The 16,365-nt window shown below is 54.8% G+C and carries 12 protein-coding genes; 4 read left to right on the top strand and 8 right to left on the bottom strand.

What is annotated here, in order from left to right:
• Positions 1–2 precede the first annotated feature (2 nt).
• Positions 3–920 (bottom strand): polyprenyl synthetase family protein, encoded by a 918-nt coding sequence (locus PKY88_07255; protein HOQ04991.1) that lies wholly within the window; start codon positions 918–920, stop codon positions 3–5.
• Positions 921–1,018: 98 nt separating this feature from the next.
• Between PKY88_07255 and miaA the strand changes: the two genes are divergently transcribed.
• Positions 1,019–1,969 (top strand): tRNA (adenosine(37)-N6)-dimethylallyltransferase MiaA, encoded by a 951-nt coding sequence (gene miaA, locus PKY88_07250; GenBank protein ID HOQ04990.1) that lies wholly within the window; start codon positions 1,019–1,021, stop codon positions 1,967–1,969.
• On the opposite strand, the gene PKY88_07245 is transcribed toward miaA, so the two are convergent.
• From PKY88_07245 to PKY88_07215, 7 genes are all read right to left on the bottom strand, one after another.
• Positions 1,948–2,328: a hypothetical protein gene (locus PKY88_07245; protein ID HOQ04989.1), complete on the bottom strand. Its 381-nt coding sequence runs from the start codon at positions 2,326–2,328 to the stop codon at positions 1,948–1,950. The two genes, miaA and PKY88_07245, sit on opposite strands and share 22 nt — an antisense overlap.
• A gap of 42 nt (positions 2,329–2,370) precedes the next feature.
• Complete coding sequence (gene metG, locus PKY88_07240) at positions 2,371–4,380, bottom strand: methionine--tRNA ligase (GenBank protein ID HOQ04988.1); 2,010 nt, start codon at positions 4,378–4,380, stop codon at positions 2,371–2,373.
• Positions 4,377–5,723, bottom strand: a complete 1,347-nt coding sequence (gene ricT / locus PKY88_07235) for a regulatory iron-sulfur-containing complex subunit RicT (protein ID HOQ04987.1) — start codon at positions 5,721–5,723, stop codon at positions 4,377–4,379. The genes metG and ricT overlap by 4 nt, the downstream gene beginning before the upstream one ends.
• 36 nt (positions 5,724–5,759) lie before the next feature.
• Complete coding sequence (locus PKY88_07230; protein HOQ04986.1) at positions 5,760–6,905, bottom strand: DNA polymerase III subunit delta'; 1,146 nt, start codon at positions 6,903–6,905, stop codon at positions 5,760–5,762.
• On the bottom strand, positions 6,905–7,573 hold the full coding sequence (gene tmk, locus PKY88_07225) for a dTMP kinase (protein HOQ04985.1): 669 nt from the start codon (positions 7,571–7,573) through the stop codon (positions 6,905–6,907). The genes PKY88_07230 and tmk overlap by 1 nt, the downstream gene beginning before the upstream one ends.
• Positions 7,570–8,331, bottom strand: a complete 762-nt coding sequence (locus PKY88_07220; GenBank protein HOQ04984.1) for a hypothetical protein — start codon at positions 8,329–8,331, stop codon at positions 7,570–7,572. Before PKY88_07220 ends, tmk begins: the two co-directional genes overlap by 4 nt.
• A 111-nt stretch (positions 8,332–8,442) precedes the next feature.
• The gene (locus PKY88_07215; GenBank protein HOQ04983.1) at positions 8,443–11,904 is read right to left on the bottom strand and encodes a DNA polymerase III subunit alpha; all 3,462 of its coding nucleotides are present in this window, start codon (positions 11,902–11,904) and stop codon (positions 8,443–8,445) included.
• Positions 11,905–12,471: 567 nt separating this feature from the next.
• Here PKY88_07215 and PKY88_07210 point away from each other — a divergent pair.
• From PKY88_07210 to PKY88_07200, 3 genes are read left to right on the top strand one after another with little or no spacing between them, the layout of a single operon-like run.
• On the top strand, positions 12,472–13,860 hold the full coding sequence (locus tag PKY88_07210) for an MFS transporter (protein ID HOQ04982.1): 1,389 nt from the start codon (positions 12,472–12,474) through the stop codon (positions 13,858–13,860).
• A 37-nt stretch (positions 13,861–13,897) separates the two neighbouring features.
• Positions 13,898–14,890 (top strand): glycoside hydrolase family 130 protein, encoded by a 993-nt coding sequence (locus PKY88_07205; GenBank protein ID HOQ04981.1) that lies wholly within the window; start codon positions 13,898–13,900, stop codon positions 14,888–14,890.
• Positions 14,890–16,362 (top strand): MFS transporter, encoded by a 1,473-nt coding sequence (locus PKY88_07200; protein HOQ04980.1) that lies wholly within the window; start codon positions 14,890–14,892, stop codon positions 16,360–16,362. Before PKY88_07205 ends, PKY88_07200 begins: the two co-directional genes overlap by 1 nt.
• Positions 16,363–16,365 lie beyond the last annotated feature (3 nt).

Here is a 16,365-nt window from a genome sequence, read left to right as displayed (position 1 = left end):
GCTTACCTTTTTCGATTCAAGAGTTCGACGGCCAGCCGCCGCAGGATGTCCGCTTCGGAGCCGAAACAGGATAAATCCTCCAGGGCCCGCTGCGTGATTTGTTCGGCAATCTGACGGGCCTTTTCGATTCCGACCAGAGACGGATAGGTGAGTTTTTTCTGCCGGCTGTCCTTGCCGGCGGTTTTGCCCAGCTGTTCACTGGTTGCCGAGACATCCAGCAGGTCATCGGCAATCTGAAACCCAAGCCCGATATCCAGTCCGAATCGGGCCAGGGCTTTTTGGTGTTTCTCGGAGGCGCGGCCTGCGACGGCACCGAATTCCGCAGAGGCGGCAAACATCCGTCCTGTTTTGCAGATGTGGATGGATTGGAGCTCAGACAAAGTTCCCTCAACGCCCTGGCTTTGGAGGTCTTTGATTTGTCCGGCAATCATTCCGGCCGGGCCGGCGGCCTCGGCCAATATCCGCACCATCTGCACGGCGGTTTGAGGAGGAGTGATTTCTGCGGCGAGCACTTCAAATGCGAAGGTCAGCAGGGCGTCGCCGGCCAGAATCGCCGTGGCTTCGTCGAACTGCTTATGGCAGCTGGGCCGGCCCCGACGAAAATCATCATCATCCATAGCCGGCAGGTCGTCGTGAATCAGTGAATAGGTATGCACCATCTCCACAGCGGCGGCGGCGTTCAGGGCATTTTCATTGACTTGTCCGGATATAACACGGCAGCACCACTGAACCAAGGCCGCGCGGATTCGTTTGCCCGGACTGAGCACGGTATAAATCATCGCCTCCTTCAGGCGAGGCGGAATGTCTTTCTGACCGTCCAGGAGCCGGCGAAGGGTTCGGTTGGTCGCCTCGGCACAGGCAGTCAATTCCTCCGAAAAGGGTATTTCGGAGACGGATTTTTCAAGATTCTGCACGTCCATTATATGCCCAAACTGGATTCTTTCTGAAAAAAGGATATTATAACAAATCTTAATCAAAAATAGGATAGAAAAAACGATACGGCCGTTTGGGAGCAGCGGTGGATTCCGGACAAAAAAAGATACTGATTTTGGGGGTGACGGCCTCCGGCAAAGGAGCCCTTGCCTTTGAGCTGGCCCGCACGCTCGGCGGGGGGATTATCAGCATCGATTCAATGAAGGTTTATCGCCGGATGGACATCGGGACGGCCAAACCGCCTCTGGAAAAGAGAAAACAGCTGCCGTACTACTTGGTGGATGTGGTCGAGCCGTGGGAGTCCTTCAGTGTGGACCAGTTTCTGGATATGGCACATCAGGCAATCGAGGAGATTGCAAAGGCCCAAAAGCCCGTCATTGCGGTGGGGGGCACGGCGATGTATATCAAGGCCCTGCTGTATGGGCTGTTTGAAGGGCCGGGAACGGATGCCGCTCTGCGGGAACAAATTCGGCGGGAAATTGAGCAAAAGGGGCTTCAGGCCCTTCATCAGGAATTGGTTCAGGTGGACCCTGAGGCCGCCGGGCGGATTCATCCGAACGACCAAAAACGCATCATACGGGCGCTGGAGGTCTATCGGCTGACCGGCAGGCCCATCAGCTCGTTCCAACGGCAGTGGACCCGCCGGGAGCCGGAGGGCTGGACGGTTATCGGACTGCGCCGGCCCAAGGAGCTCGAAAGCCGACGCATCAATCAGCGGGTCAAAAAAATGATGGACGAGGGCTTTCTTGAAGAGGTGCGAGGGCTGCTGAATGAGTCCCGTCCGATGAGTCCGCAGGCCCGGGCGGCCATCGGCTATGCGGAGATGATTGAGCACCTCGAAGGCAAGCGGCCTCTGGAGGAGACGATTGAGCAAATCAAAATCAATACGCGCCGGCTGGCCAAGGCCCAGCGGACCTGGTTTAAGACCTTCTGCGGGGTGCGCTGGATTGACATCGGACCGGAGGATACTCTTCAGACGGTGCTCCAGCGGTGTCTTCAGATGCTGGATTCGGCTCAGCGGCTGTCAAATGAGTAATGGTCTTCGAAGACCGTTTTGAAGTCGAAGACATTGTTGAAATCATCGATGCTGTCGCTTTCCTGACAGGTCATCCAGTCGTTGGCAATCATCAGATACACAATCTCGCCGAAGTCCCGGGTGGTTCGAACGCCCCACTGGTTGAGCACCATCTCCGCCAGCCGTCCCCACCGCTGTCGCGCCAAATCCGCCAGCCCCCAGGCCAGCTCCTGTCCGGTGATGTGGCGGGGGTGGGCCGGGTCTCCTTCGTCTTTTCGAATCTTGTCGATTGTCTCCGCCAGTCCTTCAAAAACAAACTTCAGGGCCTTCGGGTCGTATCGACCGTCCTGCCGTGCAATTTCTTCGATCGATTTTTTCATAGAGTTTTCGCGGTTCCCTCTCCTGCAGGCAAACCAAAGACTTTAGTGGACGCGCTGGCCGGGTTTGGCGCCGGGGTCCACCGTCAGGAGGAAAATCTGATCCCCGCCGGAGCCGGCGGCGCAGACCATCCCGTCGGAGACGCCGAATTTCATCTTTCGCGGTTTCAGATTGGCCACGCAGACGACCAGCCGGCCGACCAGATCTTCCGGTTTGTAGGCCTTGGCAATGCCGGCAAAGACATTCTTTTTCAGGGCCCCCAAATCCAGTTCGAGGGCGAGCAGTTTGTCCGCTCCTTCGACCCGCTCGGCACGAGTGATTCGGGCAATCCGCAGGTCCACTTTCGCAAAATCTTCAATTGTGCATTCCGGGGCGAGCGGTTCTTCCAGCTGGGCCGGCTGAGCCGGTGCCGCCGGGGCCGTTTCCTGTCTGCTTTCTTCGAGCATAGCGTCCACCTTTTCTTTTTCTATACGTTCTACCAGACGGATATAAGGACGAATCGGTTTGTTTTCAAGCCGCTGTTGGACCTGGGCAAATGTCAGAGGCGGAATATCCAAAACGGCTTCGATTTTTTCGGCAAAGACCGGCAGAATCGGTTTTAAATAAATTGTCAGCACCTTGACGGCATTCAGGACGGCCGTCAGGTCGGTCCGGGTCTTCTCCGGCTCGGTTTTGAGGGTTACCCAGGGCTGGGCCTCCTCGACAAAGCGGTTGCAGATGTCGGCCAGCGAGGCGATCGTTCTCACCGCAGAGGCGTAATTGAGGGCTTCATAATCAGCCTTGATTTTTTCGCAGGCCGTCTGCATCTGCTCCAGCAGGGCGTTTCCTTTTTCATCGAGTCGGCCGAGCCGGCCACCCAGCTTCTGGGTGAGCATCGGGACGCATCGGCTGGCCAGATTGGCCAGTTTGCCGACCAGGTCTGCATTGACGCGGCTGAGGAAGTCCTCCAGATTTAAGTCAATGTCGCTCACATCACCGGTGAGCTTGGAGGCGTAATAGTAGCGGAGATACTGCGGGTCCAGGTGCTTCAGATAAGTTTCGGCGGTGATAAAGGTGCCCTTGCTTTTGCTCATTTTCTGGCCGTTGACGGTCAGAAAGCCGTGCACAAACAGTTTGGTCGGCACGCGCAGGGAGGCGCTCATCAGCAAAGCCGGCCAGAACAGGGCGTGAAAATACATAATATCCTTGCCGATAAAATGGCAGATTTCATACTCGCCGCTGTTCCAGACCTGCTCGAAGTCCATTCCGTTACGGTCGCAGAAGTTTTTGCAGGAGGCCATATAGCCGATGGGGGCGTCCAGCCAGACATAAAAGTATTTGTCCTGCTCGCCGGGAATCTTAAAGCCGAAGTAGGGGCCGTCGCGCGAGATGTCCCAGTCTTTCAGCCCTGCCGCAAACCACTCATCCAGTTTGTTGCGGACGGAGTCCTGGACGTATCCTTTGGCGAACAGGTCTTTGAGGGCAGTTTCATAGTCGCTCAGCCGGAAAAAGTAGTGCACGCTTTCCTTCAGGACCGGCGGTTTTCCGCTGATGACGCTGACCGGATTAATCAGTTCGGTGGTCTGATAATGGGCTCCGCAGGCGTCGCAGGAGTCGCCGTACTGGCCCTCGGCCTTGCATCGGGGGCAGGTGCCTTTGATGTAGCGGTCGGGCAGCCACATCTTTTCCTGTTCATCGTAGGCCTGCTGAATCGTCTTTTTGATAATCGAACCCGCGCGGAGAGCCCCCTGATAAATGCGCTCGCTCAGCTGGCGGTTTTCTTCTGAATGGGTGCTGTAGTAATTGTCGAACCGGATTTGAAAGCCGGTAAAATCCCGCAGGTGTTCCTTATGCATCCGCTCAATCAGTTTTTCCGGCGGGATTCCTTCAGAGCGTGCCCGAATCATAATCGGGGTGCCGTGGGTGTCATCTGCACAGAAGTAATAGCATTCATTTCCGCAGGCCTTCTGGTATCGGACCCAGATGTCGGTCTGGATGTATTCAACCAGATGGCCGATATGAATCGGACCGTTGGCATACGGCAGCGCCGAGGTGACAATCAGTTTGCGTGTCATACTGCTGGGTTCCCATTTGAAGAATTTGAGTTGGGCGAACGATACTCCGCCTGAGCGGAACCATTCCGATTGTTTCGATTGCGTCGTCGCCGGTTTTTGCGCCGTTTTTTTCTCGGAAACGGTTTGTCCTGTCCGGGCTGGACTTCTGTGGCGGCGGGAGTGTCGGGTTTGCTGTTGTTTTCCTCACCGTTGGAAGGAATGGATTCCTCCTCCGGCTCGTCCGCGGCATCCTCGAGGGGGTTTTCTTCGATTTGGTCAATCACTTCCTCAATTTCTTCGGCAACCTCCTCTGCGAGGGCTTCGGGGATGGCTGGTTCGACCGTTTCTGACTGAACGGAGTTTTCGTCGGAGAAAGAGACTTCTTCCTGTTCTTGAGGCGAAGCAGAGGCTTCAGGTTCTTCCGATGCCGAACTTTCTGCCGGCGGAGTTGCTGTCGTCGGCTTGTCGGACAGGATTTGAATTTCCTCCAGCGGCCAGGCCTGCTTTTCGCCGTCTGGAGTCTGGACGACAACCAACTGAGTCAATACCTGAAAATCTACGACGATACCGACGCCCTTGGGGGTCTGAACTTGGGTATTGCGGGGCGGCAGCTTGCTTTTTAACTCCCGATACGTGTAGTCTTCATACCGCAAACAGCACTTCAGACGCCCGCAGTGGCCGCTGATTTTGGACGGGTCGAGGGTGGCTTTCTGGAGTTTGGCCATCCGCATATTGACAGGGTCCAGAATCTTCAAAAACCGCTTGCAGCAGCATTCGAGCCCGCAGCTTTCGTAATCGCTGACCAGCCGGGCCTCATCGCGGGAGCCGATTTGGCGAAGTTCGATTCGGGTCTGGTATTCGCGAGCGAGTTTTTTCACCAATTCACGGAAGTCTACTCTGCCGTCGCTGGTGAAGTAAAAAAGAATGCGCTCACCCCCGAAAAGATGTTCTGCCTCGATAATCTTCATATTCAGGCCGAGCTCATCGGCAAACCGCTGGCAGCATTTGGCCTCTTCGATGGCGGATGCCTCCAGGTGTTCCTGTTCCCGGATATCCTCGTGGGTGGCAAAACGGACAAACCGTCCCCCTGTGGTGATAGAGATATCCTTATTGCCCTGGGTATAATACGCCTCGACCTGCTCCGGGGTAAAACGGTAGTTTCCCGCTTTGTAGTTATAGGGACCTACCAACTGGCCTAATTCGAGGCCGCGGTCGGTTTTGACGATAACATATTGCTTGTTCTTGGGAATTTGGGGTTCATTGTGCTCGAACCAGCCCAAAAGCCCCATTTTCCCATACCGAACGAGCATCAATTTGCTGTTATGTTTTTGCGCTTTTGTTTTTGCGCTCTCATCCTGTGTCATGGAAAGGCATACTCCGAGGGCCTTTTTGAGGTCGGTTCAATCGTCCGACCGAACCGGCAGTATATCAGAGAAGGTCCAGGTTAACAAGAGCCGCTCGAAAATCAGTTTTTCGTTGACGTTTGCATCCACCCAGCCGAGGAGTTTCTGGATATTGATTATCTTTTCTGCGGCCTCTTCTGCGTTTATTTTTTTGCTGAATTCTCTGACAAGTTCAATTTGATCCGAGTAAACAAGAGAAGATTCCTCTGAATAGGGTATCTTCATCAGGTCGGCCAAGAGGGTCAGGACCATCCGCAGGAGTCCTTTTTCAGCTGTGCGAAAGAGGTCTTTGGCACTGACATTAGGCTTTTGTCGAGCCCAGGCATCACCGACGGCTTTGGCGGATTGGATAAGCCATCCGGCCGTGTCGATCAGCTCGGACGGTTCCAGGCGGCTGAGACGCTCGGCCAGCTCTTTTTTGATTTCGTAGGCATCAACGGGTTTTTCGCTCTCTTTGAGTTGGGCCCAGCGCAGGGCTTCTCCCAAACGGCCTTCGCTGAAGCGCGCCCAAAAAAGGGCTTGCGAGGCGTCGATTCCTTTTCGCGTCAGCTCCTTGACGATGATGGTTTCACTGACCGGTCCGAAGGAAAGAATCCGGCAGCGGGAGCGGGTGGTGGGGAGCATCTCCTCCAGCCGGCTGCACAAGAGGATGATGATGCAGAACGAAGGCGGCTCTTCCAGAATCTTCAGCATCGCATTTTGACTGGAGACATTGACCTTCTCCGCCTCCTCCATCACAAAAACCGTATAAGGCCCCATGACGGGTTTTCGGGCCGCCCGCTCGATGAAAAATTCGCGGACGACATCAATCGGCATTTCCACTGGTGCCGCGCCGTCTTCCCCATCTTTGGTATATTGGAGCAGTTCTTTATAAATCAGAACAAAGTCGGGATGATTTCCCGCGTCCATCAGTTGACAGGAAGGGCACCGGCCGCAGCTGTCCGTCTTGACGGGGCCGCTGCGGGCGGGGGTTTGGATGGGGGACCGGCAAAGCAGGAGGCGGGCGAAGGCCTCTGCCGTGGTGTATTTGCCGACTCCGTCCGGACCGACGAACAGATAGGCGTGCGGGATTCGCCCTTCCGCATAGGCCTGCTGGAGGGCCGTCACGGCTTTATCCTGACTGTGAATGTCCCGCATCTGCATCAGAACCAGTTCCGTTCTTCCAAAAGTGCCGCGATTCTCTGATGGACTTCTTCGATGGACAGGCCGTCCGTGTTCACAATCTCGACTGGAGTCGGATAGTATTGGGGCAGGGATAGAAAGCCTTGGCGAACCCGCTGGTAATAGTCCAGGCTTCTGGAGTCGAATCGGTCTTCGGCGGGATGAGCGGAGGAATTGGAGTGATTTTGTCCGTTGCGTATGCCTGTGCGGTGCCGTCCTTTTTCTGCCGGCAGGTCTAAAATAATGGTTAAATCCGGCCAGGTTTGTCCGATGGCATAACGGGCTAAATTGATAATCTCCTCCACGGGATAGCCGCCGGCTCCCTGATAGGCGCAGGTCGAGGATACGAAGCGGTCGCAGAGAACAATTTTGCCTTCGGACAGGGCCGGGCGGATGACTTCGCTGACCAGCTGAGCCCGCGAGGCCATAAACAGCATCGTCTCCGTGTGCACATCCATTTTGCCTTTGGCATCGTACTTGAGGAGTTTTCGGATTTGCTCGCCGATGTCCGTTCCGCCCGGGTCGTAGGTCTGAACCACAGAGAATCCCCGCTGTTCAAAGACCTTCCGCAGCAGGGGAATCTGTGTCGACTTTCCACAGCCGTCGGTTCCATCCAGCACCAAAAAACGTCCCGGGGTGTGTGCCGTCATTGCTTCTCCTCAGAATGGGGGCCGAAGTATTGTCCAAATTCCTGAAGGGCGGTGAGGAAACAAACCAGAAGGACCGCACCGCCCGCTGTATTCAAAAGACCGCTGCGAACCCAAAACAAGGGTTTGGGAAACGGAATCACAAACAGCAAAAGCAAAAAAGCTGCCATAACCACCAGACCCTGTTCGAGGACCTTCATCAGGGGTTTTACGGCGGTCAGCGGAACTCGACGGATGACCGCCAGGGTTTCCGTGACCGGCCGATTTTCCAGAAGAATCAGGGTCGGCAGCATCAGAAACGGTTTGATAAGGATACACAGAACAATCAGCTGGCAGACCCGCAGGAGCCATTCCGGTGTCGGCTCTGTGGGAAGTTTTCTGTAGAGTAAGGCATGCAGAAGCATCATCAGCAGAATGGACAAAAAGGACCATGCCAGTTCGAAGACCAGGTAGGGCAGGAACAATTTCCAGAAAAACGGTCGCCCGATTTGAAGCAGCTCGAGGGGATGCCGAGCTGACAGAGGGGCCAGAACGGTCGAGCGGAGAAAGCCCGTAAAGAGCATTCCAATCAAAATAATCAGAATCATCAATCCGACACCGAGGAGAAAGCCCGCCCAAAGAGGCATCTGGGCCAGCAGACCCTGCGGGACGGCCTCCTGATTCATCCGTGCCGCCAGACAGGACAGACCTCCGAACAGGCCGGTGAGCATAAGGGCTTCCGGCCAGCGGACCATCAGGATTTTCATTACCTTTTGAGGCATTCAATATCGAACGCTTTTCTGTTTTTTGCCGAGGGGGAAAACGGGCTTTCCCTTGTCGTTTTTATTATAAGAAAAAAATGTTTTCGTGCTACCCAAAAAGTCGGGATTGGCTCAGGCCGTAAAATGCACTTTGCCGCGGCCGAGGAGGGCTTCCAGCTTCCGATGGGATTCGAGGTCGGCGCGGATGGACAGGCTGGAATCCGCTTTGGCTGTAATCCGGAACCGTTTCGGGGTATAAATGGTCAGCTCAATCGGACTTTTGCCGCGGTTGTGCAGGCAGATTTGGCGGATTTTTTCCAGCAGGGTTTTATCGACGGTTTGTGCGTCCAGTTCCAGTTTCACCCTGGCGCTGAATCGGCGTCCTGCTTCTTCCAGTTCAATCAGTTCGTCACAGCGGATATTGGGGATTTCGCGGAGAGTCTGGGCTGTTCCCCGCACAAAGACGATTCGATCGGGCTGAAGGAGATGGCCGCATTTTTCGAGAGTTTTTGGAAAAAGTACCACTTCACATTTGCCCTGAAGGTCCTCCAGTTCGGCGACGGCCATTTTCGCGCCGGCATTTTTGCCGTTTTTCGTAATGGTATAGCGGATTTTGGTAATCATTCCCCCGACAATGACCTCCTGCTCCTGTCGCAGCAGGCGGAGCTTGGCGGTGTTGGAGGTGGAATACAGCTCGATAATCTGCGCGTGCTTGCTGAGCGGGTTGCTGGTTACATAGAAGCCGAGAACTTCCTTTTCGTAGGCCAGCATCTGCTGTTCGGACCAGGCGGGCACATCGGGCAGGTGCATCGGTTCGGTTTTGGCTTCTTCGGCGGCCAGGGGGCCGTTCAGGAAGAAATTCATTTGTCCTTTCTGGCGGTCGGCCTGGAAGGCGGCGCCGCACTGCATCGCTTTTTCGAGGGCGGCGGCCATCTGAGCACGGCTGCCTCCGAGAGAGTCAAAGGCGCCGGCCTTGATGAGGGCTTCGAGCACCTGTTTGTTGACGGTGTGCAGGTCCACGCTTTCGCAGAAATGGAAAAGACTGCGGAACCCTCTGACACGCTCGCGTGCGGCGATAATCTGTTCGACGGCTTTGGAACCGACGCCTTTGACGGCCGCCAGACCGAAGCGAATCAGACCCTTCTTTTTCTGCTCGTCGTAAATCACCGTAAAGTCCACGAAGCTTTCGTTGATATCCGGCGGCAGGACTTCGATGCCCATGTCTCGGCATTCGCCGATGTATTCCACCACTTTGTCGGTATCGCCCATTTCATAGGTGAGCAGGGACGCCATAAACTCCACGGGGTAATAGGTCTTCAGCCAGGCCGTCTGATAGGCGACGAAGGAATAGCGGGTGGCGTGGCTTTTGTTAAAGCCGTAGTCGGCAAACCGGCGAATCAGGGCAAAGATTTCCTCGGCCTGTTCGGGCTGAAGTCCTTTGCGGATGCAGCCGTCGATGAAGCGTTTTTGTTCGGCCTGGATGACGTCTTCTTTTTTCTTGCTGATGGCCTTAATCAGCGTATAGGCCTCGCGGAGGGGAATATCGCCGAGCCGATTGCAGATGCGCATCACCTGTTCCTGATAGACGATGATGCCGAAGGTCTCGGCGAGGATTTCCTCCATAATCGGGTGGGGGGCCGACCAGCGGGCGCCGTGTTTGCGCTCGATGAACTCCGGAATCAGGGCCAGCGGTCCGGGCCGATAGAGGGCGTTGGCGGCGATAAGGTCTTCCAGCCGGTCGGGCCGGAGTTTGCGAAGCATTTCCTGCATTCCGCTGGATTCAAACTGGAAGATGCCTTTGGTTCTGCCGGCACTGAAGATTTCCCGATAGACCCGCTGATCCATAATATCGATGGCTTCGATGTCGATGGTTTTGCCGTGGATTTCCTGAATCAAATCGACGGTTCGCTGGATGATGCTGAGGGTCTTGAGGCCCAGAAAATCCATCTTCATCAGGCCGGCCTTTTCGACAAAGGGTCCTTCAAACTGGGTAATGAGTTCTTCGGAGCCGGCCTGCTTGTACAGCGGCAGAAAGCGGGTCAGGGGTTCATCGGCGATGACGACTCCGCAGGCGTGGACGGAGGCGTGGCGAGCCAGGCCTTCCAGTTTTCTTCCGATGTTAATCACCCGGCGGGTTTTTTCATCGGTTTCGTAGGCCTTTTTTAAGTCCGGTTCGGCCTCGAGGGCCTTATCGAGGGTCATCTTCAGTTCCGACGGAACCAGTTTGGCCAGACGGTCGGCCTCCGCCAGCGGCACATCCAGCACCCGGCAGACATCTCGGATGACCGCACGGGCCTTCATCGTTCCGAACGTAATGATTTGTGCGATGTGCCCGTATTTCTGCCGGACGTAATTGAGGATTTTTTCCCGGCCGTCCTGGCAGATGTCGATATCGATATCGGGCATCTCGTTGCGTTCGGGGTCCATAAACCGCTCAAACAGCAGGTCATAGCGGAGCGGGTCGATGTTGCAGATGCCCAGACAGTATCCGACGATGGTTCCGACGGCACTGCCGCGTGCCCCGACGGGGATGTTTTGTTCTTTGGCGTAATTGCAGAAGTCCCAGACAATCAGGAAGTAGCTGGCAAACCCTTTGCTTTTAATGACTTCCAGCTCCCAGTTGATTCGGTCCTGGATCGGCTGGGTGATGTGTCCGTAGCGTTTTTTGGCCCCTTCGAGCACCAGTTCCGTGAGCATTTGTTCGGGGGTTTTGCCCGCCGGAGTGTGATAACGCGGGGCATGGCGTGTTTTCAGGTTCAGTTCGACCTGACAGCGGCCGGCAATCGCCAGTGTGTTGTCGCAGGCCTCCGGATAGGCCGCAAAGAGGGTTCTCATTTCCTGAGGGCTTTTTAAATAGACATCCGGCGGGTACTCCATCTTGTCCACATCGGTAATTTTTTTGCCGGTGTTGATGCAGCACAGGACCATATGGGCCTCATAATCATCGGCGTTCAGGAAGTGAACGTCGTTGGTGGCAACTAGTCCGATTCCAAGCTCCTTGGCCAAGTCAGCCAGGGCCGGCAGGAGGTGCGGATGTTCATCATTTTCGTGCTGCTGGATTTCGATGAAGAATCGTTCGGGGCCGAATATTTTCAGGTATTCTTCGGCAGCTCGGCGAGCTGTCTGTCGGTCTTCGCGGACGAGGGCTGTGGGGATTTCGCCGGCAATGCAGGCGCTGGTGCAGATCAACCCTTCGCTGAACTGGGCCAGGACCTCTTTGTCGATTCGCGGGCGGTAGTAAAACCCTTCTGTATAGCCGATGCTGCTCAACTGCAGAAGGTTCTGGTATCCTTTAAGATTTTCAGCCAGCAGGAGCAGGTGATAGGTATTGTCTTTGACGCCGCCGCCTTTCTGACGCTCAAAGCGGGAGCCGGGGGCGATGTAGGCCTCCATTCCCAAAATGGGCTTGATGCTGTATTTCTGGGCCTGAAGGTAGAAATCGAGAACCCCGAAAAGGTTGCCATGGTCGGTAATGGCGACGGTATCCATCCCCATTTGACGGCATTTTTCAAAAAGAGCATCGGGCTGAATGGCACCGTCGAGCAGGGAGTATTGTGTATGTAAGTGAAGGTGAGTAAACCCTTTATCGTCCATAATCGTTCATCACTCCGTTCCGATACATTTCTGGGGGGGTATCATAAAAGCAAGGAAGGGGCTAATCAACTGTTTTGTAAGCCGAATTTCTGGGAAAGGTGTTGGTTAATATAGAGAAATCTTTAGAGTGACATCAGTATATATACCGATGTGAATTTTAAATAATTTCTCATAATGGGATGTAACCAATTTGTGCAAAAATACTTATGAAATATATAAAAATTTTTAAAAAAAGGTTGTAATGGAAGACCCGCTTCGGTAATATTACGTATAAATCTATGAACTGATAAAATGTTTTCTCCCCTCCAAGGAAGAGACCCGAACGGTAACCCCAAAAGTTCCACAAGGGTCTTTTCCTGTTTTTTAGACGATAAAACCATTAGCACATCCTGAATGTCTTAAATCTGTTTCTTCATTTTCGAAAATATTTGCATAGGGTTTTTGCTAAAAAATTTTTCCTTGACAAGCAGGGGTTTGATGGAGTTGGATAACCCGTTCAGGGAGTTTTTTTGCCCTGCCGGAATAAGAAGCCAAGATCTGTCGGGAATCAGAAGGTGGAGCGACTAAATGGATGAGCCGAGCAGAAAATTGAGTTTTTGGGAAAAAATCGGCTATGCCTGCGGGGATTTTGCCTCGGTTTTGTTCTGGCAGACCATTTCTCTGCATCTGCTTTTCTTTTATACAGATGTGTTCGGCCTCAGTGCCGCTGCGGCGGGTACAATGATTTATCTGTCGCGTCTGTGGGATGGTATCAATGATCCTCTGGTAGGGCTGATTGCAGACCGCACGTCCAGCCGCTGGGGCAAATTCAGACCGTATCTGCTCTGGACGGCTGTTCCGCTGGCCGCCGCGGCTGTTCTGACTTTTACAACTCCTTCCTGGGGCCCGACTGCCAAACTCATTTATGCCTATGTCACCTTTAACCTTTTTATGATGCTTTATACCGTCATTAATATTCCCTATTCGGCGATGCTGGGGGTGCTGACGCCTGATTCGTCGGAACGAGTCGTGCTGTCTTCCTTTAAGTATTTTGGGGCTTACGGGGCTGCTTTGGTGGTGTCTGCATTTTTGATGCCGATGGTCAAATGGATCGGCGGTTCCGGCAGTTCTCCCGACGGCTGGAAGATTGCGATGCGCATCTTCGGAGCGGCGGCCGTTGTGTTCTTTGTTGTTACGTTTCTGTCCACACGGGAGAGGGTTTCGCCGCCGGCTTCCCAGAAAACGTCCATCCGGCAGGATATTCAGGACCTCCTGACCAACGGTCCGTGGCTGCTTCTGCTTTTTGCCACGCTTATGATGCTTCTGTGGGTTTCGATACGGCTGGGGGTTATCAACTATTATTTCAAGTATTACATCGCTCCCGGCAAGTATGAAAAATGGATTTCGTTTTTCAATACGGTCGGAATGGTCGGCAGTCTGGCCGGTGTGGCGGCCGTGAGCGGGTTTGCCCGTCTGCTCGGCAAGAAAAAAGCATTCATTGTTTTGTTCCTCCTTGCCAATGTATTAACGATTTCTTTTTTCGTTTATACGCCCAAGCATCTTTTCCTGATTCTGGCGGCGCAGTTTGTCGGTTCGTTTGCAGGCGGGCCCCTAACGCCTCTGATTTGGGCGATGTATGCCGATGCGGCGGATTATTCGGAATGGAAGAACGGGCGTCGGGCCACGGGGCTGGTCTTTTCCGCCTCGACGATGGCGCAGAAATTCGCCTGGGCCTTCGGGGCTCTTCTGACCGGCTGGCTGCTTCATTGGTTTGGGTATCAGCCCGATATGGAACAGCCGGAACGGGTCATCTTCGGGTTTCGTCTGCTGATGAGCATCATCCCCGGTCTGGCGGGCCTGATTTCCATCGTGATTATGTGTTTTTACAATCTGGATGAGCAGACACTTCAGCAAATCGGTCTTGAACTTCAGGAGCGAAGACGGCAGGAAATGTCTTTGGTTTCTGTAGAAAATTAATACAGGCATCTTTGGTATGGGAAAGGGACACAGCGGTATGAAAAAAACAATTCTCGGCTCTGCTTTGCCGAACATCCCTTGGGAAGACAAGCCGAAAGGGTGCCGGGATGTTGTATGGCGCTACAGCGGCAATCCTATTTTGAACTGGAATCCGATTCCGCGGGCTGCGCGGATTTTCAACAGTGCGGTTCTGCCGTATCAGAATGAGTTTGTCGGCGTGTTTCGCGGCGACCAGCGGAACGGACGGGCCACGCTGTTCTTCGGACGCAGTCCGGACGGAATCCGCTGGACGATTGGTCCGGCCCCGATTGACTGGGTGGATGAAGAGGGCAAACCCAGCCCGCTGAGTTTCGGCTATGACCCGCGGTTTGTGCAGATTGAGGACACGTACTATATTGTCTGGTGCGATGATATGCACGGGCCGTCTATCGGGCTGGGACGCACGAAGGATTTCAAGACATTTATCCGGATGCCCAATCCGCTGATGCCGTACAACCGCAACGGAGTGCTGTTCCCGCGCAAGGTCAGCGGCAAATACCTGCTGCTGAGCCGTCCGAGCGACAGCGGGCATACGCCGTTCGGCGATATTTTCCTCAGCGAAAGCCCGGATTTGATTCATTGGGGCCGTCACCGCTGGGTGATGGGGCGGGGCGGTCAGGGCTGGTGGCAGAACACCAAAATCGGTGCCGGCCCGGTGCCGATTGAGACGACGGCCGGCTGGCTGCTGTTCTATCACGGCGTCTCGAATACCTGCAACGGCTTTGTGTACAGTTTTGGGGCGGCGATTCTGGATCTCAACGACCCGGGCAAAGTGCTCTACCGCACGCGCGATTATCTGCTTACGCCGGAGAAGCCCTATGAAACGGTAGGCTTTGTGCCGAATGTGGTTTTCCCCTGTGCCAATCTGTATGATGCCGACACCGGACGTATCGCCATTTACTACGGAGCCGCCGATACCTGCACGGCGATTGCCTTTGCGCAGGTCGATGAGCTGATTGACTATATCCGGAACAATTCCGAAGTCTTTTAATGCTGTCTGATGCGGTTTTGGAGACCCTGTTGGAAGCCAGTCCGCACAAACCCGAACGAGACCGGCTGCCGGTCCTGACCAAAGTCTGCTATGGACTGGGTACGGCCCTGGATATGTGGGGGTTTTGGCTCTATCCGGCGGTGGCCTATGCAGTGTTCAATATCTATTTGGGGGTGCCCCCCTGGCTGGTCGGACTGGCGCTGACACTGATTCGGATTTATGATGCCGTTTCGGACCCGCTGGCCGGGTGGCTTTCGGACAATCTGCGCAGCCGGCACGGACGGCGTCGGCCCTTTATTTTGATTGCGGGAATTGCAAGCGGGCTGGGACTGCCGGCGCTGTTTTGGGTTTCCCCTTCCTGGTCGCAAGTCACGATTCTGGGGCTGTCGGCGGTGTTCTGGTATATGATGCTTTCTTCGCTGATTTATATTCCGATTGTCAGTGCGTTTTCCGTTCCTTACAACAGTCTGGGGGCGGAAATGACGCCGGATTATGAAGAGCGCACCTCCGTGATGACCTATCGGAGTGTGATGCAGAAAATCTTCGAAGTCGGCAATTTTTATGCCCTTCGCTTTACGAATCTGTCGTGGTTTCTGCTGCCGGAGGTGAACAAAAAGAATACGCTGCTGGGGATGCAGGTCTATACGGCGATTCTGGGTACGCTGATGGCCCTGTTTGCCCTTGTGATTTTCCTGCGGGTGCCGGAGCGGTATTACGAGAAGGTGGTGGTCAAAACCGCACGGCGGATTCCTCTGCGGAGTTCCTTTTATGAAACGCTCAAATGCCGTCCTTTCCGGCTGATGATGGGATTCGGCGCATCCTTTACCCTCGGAACCAGCATGGTCGGGGCGCTGGGGTATTATGCCACAGTCTATTATGTCTGCCGGGGCAATACAATTGAAGGGGACAACTGGAACTTCTGGAACGGCATTGCCTTTATGGTCGGGGGACTGCTGGGCGGTCCGGTGCTGAATCGGATTGCGTACTGGACGGAGAAGCGCAGGGCTGTTGCGGCTGCGGCGGCCATCGGGATTTTCGGCTACGGCGGCTCGTGGTTTTTGTACACGCCGCTGGTTCCCTGGCTTCAGACCCTGGCGGCGGGACTGATGGGAATGGCCGCGGCGGGCTTGTGGATGCTGCATGGTTCGATCGGGGCGGACGTGATTGATTATGACGAATGGCAGACGGGGACGCGGCGGGAGGGGTCTTTTACCGCCTGCGGTTCCTATCTGCTCAAACTGGGCAATGCCGGCGGATATTTTGTCTCTGGACTGATTCTGGACTGGGCCGGCTTTGACCGCCGGGTGGATGTGCAGAGTCCCCAGACCATTTTCTGGATTCGGGCGATGCTGGCGCTGATACCGATTCTCGGCCTGCTCGGGGTGATTTTCTTTGTGCTGCAGGTGCCGCTGTCGCGGGAGAAATGCGCGGAAATCCGGGCGGCGCTGGAGGCGCGGCGCGGCAGGGTATAAACG

This window comes from Anaerohalosphaeraceae bacterium (assembly GCA_035378985.1).
Classification (GTDB): domain Bacteria; phylum Planctomycetota; class Phycisphaerae; order Sedimentisphaerales; family Anaerohalosphaeraceae; genus JAHDQI01.
Note: the sequence above shows the minus strand (reverse complement) of the source record. Positions and strands in the feature narration are given on the sequence as shown.

What these genes read in the sequence shown, in the direction of transcription:
- PKY88_07255 (HOQ04991.1), bottom strand. Translation starts at nt 920, where the DNA reads ATGGACGTGCAGAATCTTGAAAAATCCGTCTCCGAAATACCCTTTTCG.
- PKY88_07245 (HOQ04989.1), bottom strand. Translation starts at nt 2,328, where the DNA reads ATGAAAAAATCGATCGAAGAAATTGCACGGCAGGACGGTCGATACGAC.
- metG (HOQ04988.1), bottom strand. Translation starts at nt 4,380, where the DNA reads ATGACACGCAAACTGATTGTCACCTCGGCGCTGCCGTATGCCAACGGT.
- ricT (HOQ04987.1), bottom strand. Translation starts at nt 5,723, where the DNA reads ATGACACAGGATGAGAGCGCAAAAACAAAAGCGCAAAAACATAACAGC.
- PKY88_07230 (HOQ04986.1), bottom strand. Translation starts at nt 6,905, where the DNA reads ATGCAGATGCGGGACATTCACAGTCAGGATAAAGCCGTGACGGCCCTC.
- tmk (HOQ04985.1), bottom strand. Translation starts at nt 7,573, where the DNA reads ATGACGGCACACACCCCGGGACGTTTTTTGGTGCTGGATGGAACCGAC.
- PKY88_07220 (HOQ04984.1), bottom strand. Translation starts at nt 8,331, where the DNA reads ATGCCTCAAAAGGTAATGAAAATCCTGATGGTCCGCTGGCCGGAAGCC.
- PKY88_07215 (HOQ04983.1), bottom strand. Translation starts at nt 11,904, where the DNA reads ATGGACGATAAAGGGTTTACTCACCTTCACTTACATACACAATACTCC.
- PKY88_07210 (HOQ04982.1), top strand. Translation starts at nt 12,472, where the DNA reads ATGGATGAGCCGAGCAGAAAATTGAGTTTTTGGGAAAAAATCGGCTAT.
- PKY88_07205 (HOQ04981.1), top strand. Translation starts at nt 13,898, where the DNA reads ATGAAAAAAACAATTCTCGGCTCTGCTTTGCCGAACATCCCTTGGGAA.
- PKY88_07200 (HOQ04980.1), top strand. Translation starts at nt 14,890, where the DNA reads ATGCTGTCTGATGCGGTTTTGGAGACCCTGTTGGAAGCCAGTCCGCAC.